Source organism: Pantoea sp. CTOTU49201 (assembly GCF_032054795.1).
GTDB classification, from domain to species: domain Bacteria; phylum Pseudomonadota; class Gammaproteobacteria; order Enterobacterales; family Enterobacteriaceae; genus Pantoea; species Pantoea symbiotica.
In genome coordinates, this window is sequence record NZ_DAMBSA010000055.1 from 1 (window position 1) to 2,812 (window position 2,812).

The 2,812-nt window shown below is 54.1% G+C and carries 3 protein-coding genes; 1 reads left to right on the forward strand and 2 read right to left on the reverse strand.

The window, feature by feature from the left end:
- Both RTY00_RS06220 and dbpA read right to left on the reverse strand, forming a co-directional pair.
- Nucleotides 1-596 (reverse strand): chemotaxis protein CheW (locus tag RTY00_RS06220; RefSeq protein WP_312663826.1); only part of this gene is annotated, 596 nt, incomplete at its 3' end.
- Nucleotides 597-736: 140 nt separating this feature from the next.
- Nucleotides 737-2,116 carry an ATP-dependent RNA helicase DbpA gene (gene dbpA / locus RTY00_RS06225; protein WP_008105991.1) on the reverse strand — a complete coding sequence of 460 codons (1,380 nt, stop codon included), beginning with the start codon at nt 2,114-2,116 and terminating at the stop codon, nt 737-739.
- Nucleotides 2,117-2,514: 398 nt separating this feature from the next.
- On the opposite strand from dbpA, the gene RTY00_RS06230 reads away from it, so the two are divergent.
- Complete coding sequence (locus tag RTY00_RS06230) at nt 2,515-2,712, forward strand: hypothetical protein (RefSeq protein WP_312663828.1); 198 nt, start codon at nt 2,515-2,517, stop codon at nt 2,710-2,712.
- Nucleotides 2,713-2,812: the final 100 nt, after the last annotated feature.

Consider the following 2,812-nt stretch of genomic DNA (forward strand, 5'->3'; position numbering starts at 1 on the left):
CGCGCCACTTTGGAATCTTCCGCCACAATCGCAACCTGGCCTGGCTTCAAATTGAAGTCTTTGGCGGTTTCTGCGCTCGGCTCAACGCCGCGCACCGAAGGAATGATGTCATACAAAATCTGCTCAACGTCCAGCACCATCGCCAGATTGTTGCTCTGACCATCGGTATCCAGACAAGCGATGCTGGTGATGTTGCGGCTGCCGATGCCCGCTTCAGCGGTATGCACCTGGCTCCAGTCGAGACGCACAATGTTCTCAACCGATTCCACGGCAAACGCCTGAGTGCTGCGTGCATATTCGGTTACCAGCAGCAGGTTAAGTCCGGTTTCCGGTTTGCAGCCGGTCACGGCAGGCAGATCGATAACCGGAATAAACTGGCCACGAATACTCGCCATGCCGAGCAGCGGCGATTGCATGCCCGCGGCGCGGGTGATGGTTGGCATCGGCACGATTTCACGCAGTTTAAACACGTTGATGCCGTACAGCTCAGATTTGCCTTTCAGCTGATCGGAACCCAGTCGGAACAACAGCAGTTCGAATTTATTGGAAAGCGCAAGGTTGGCGCGTTCATCGATCTCTTTCTGAAAATTATCCATCATGGCCTCGGAGCAGATCTGGGCTGGGTAAAGGGCAGGGCAATATCGCCATGATTAACTTATCGGCAGAAGAGAAAAAAAATGAAGGGGAGATAACGGAAATTTTAGCGTGAGGGCGATCGCCCTCACGCGGATACAACTTACTTCAACAGAATGGCGCGCACGCTTTTGCCTTTGATCTTGCCCTCTTTCAGCTTGATCAGCGCTTTCTTCGCCTGAGCGGCGTCGATGGCCACATAGGCGTGGGTAGCGGTCATATCGATCTTACCGATCTGATCGCCGCTGAAACCGGCTTCACCGGTCAATGCACCCAGAATATCGCCGGGACGGATTTTGGCTTTGCGGCCACCATCAATGCACAGCGTCATTTTGGTCGCCGGCAGCGATTTGGCGCTGGTACCTTTCAGCGTGCTGGAGGAAACCCAGTTGAGCTTCTGCTGCAGATACTCTTCCAGCGCATTGGCGCGCACCATTTCGTCGGGGGCGACAAAGCTCACCGCCAGACCTTTTTCACCGGCGCGACCGGTACGGCCAATACGGTGAATATGCACTTCCGGATCCCACGCCAGTTGGAAATTCACCACCAGCGCCAGCGATTTAATATCCAGACCGCGCGCGGCGACGTCGGTGGCGATCAAGACACGGATGCTACCGTTGGCGAAGCGAATCAGCACGCGCTCACGATCGCGCTGTTCCAGATCGCCGTGCAGCGCCAACGCACTGATATCACGTTCATTCAGCGCGGCGGCAACGTCGTCACATTCGCGCTTGGTGTTACAGAACACTACGCAGGAGGCCGGTTGCTGCTGACTGAGCAGCGCGCCGAGCAGGCTATGACGCTCTTTGGCGCTGGCTTCAATAAACTGCTGCTCGATGGTCGGCAACTCGGTTTTATCTTCGGTGGCGACTGCCAGCGCATCGCGTTGAAAACGCTGGCTAAGGCTGGCGATGGTATCCGGCCAAGTGGCAGAGAACAGCAGCGTCTGGCGCGTTTCCGGCGTAAAGCCGATGATCGCTTCCATATCGTCGCGGAAGCCCATCTCCAGCATGCGATCGGCTTCATCCAGCACCAGCGTTTGCAGCTGGCTGAGATCGAGGTTGTCGCGCTTCAGGTGATCGAGCAAACGACCCGGCGTGCCGACCACAATGTGGGGCGCATGCACCAAGGAATCGCGCTGGGCGCTCATTGGCTGGCCGCCGCACAGCGTCAGAATTTTGATATTGCGGGTAAAACGCGCCAGCTGGCGCAGCACGTTGCTGACCTGATCGGCGAGTTCACGCGTCGGGCACAGAATCAGCGCCTGGGTGTGAAACTGGCTGTTGTCGATGCGATTCAGTAAACCCACGCCAAAGGCGGCGGTTTTACCACTGCCGGTTTTCGCCTGCGCACGCACGTCGCGCCCTTCCAGAATAGCGGGCAGGGAAGCGGCCTGAATCGGCGTCATGGCGTCGAAACCCATCTCGCGCAGGTTATCGAGTTGGCTGGCGGGCAGTTGCGTCAGGGTAGAAAAAGCAGTCACGGGAAAGTCTCTAATTGCGGGTAGGATTGCGGCGGTCAGTCTGGCAGAAAGGGGCGTGATCGGCAATGGCAAAAGCGCCGCTGGTTCCCATTTGAAATCAGTAAGCGTTATACCAGACTTGTCTCTTTTTTAAGCATGAAATGGTGCGAAGTTCTAATGCTTTTAAGGTTGATTTAATCCTGAGAAATTGCGTTAAAAAAAGACATCTTTAACGAAAAGGGAGAATTAGCGTTATGAAACAACTGTTATCACGCTTTTTGGCACCCTTTTTAGAGGTGTCTGGCTAATGAATGGCTGTGGTTAGGTAAAATTCTGATTAAAACCAATGGCTGATTTGCTTTATATTTAGCGCGCCATTTGGCTAATTATTAAAAACCCATAATATTTCAGAGGTCATTTTGAGTCATTCTGTCCAGGGACAAAACGAAGACATTCTGAAAATCGTCGGCCGCGCCGTGTTAACGCTGCATTTGCATGGAGAAACCTTATCTTCGGATAAAGTGAGTTCCATGATTGCCTGTTACGCGGAAGAAGAGCCTGTCAATGACGATGAAAACCAGCGGCTGTACGCGCTGGCGATTCAGATGCTTTCGTAAAATCCAGCACTCATCGGGTGTGCGCATGCCGCCCTGTTTATGTCGTACGTAAAGCCTCCTTGCGGAGGCTTTTTTGTTGGTGCGGGTTTAAGACGGTCGC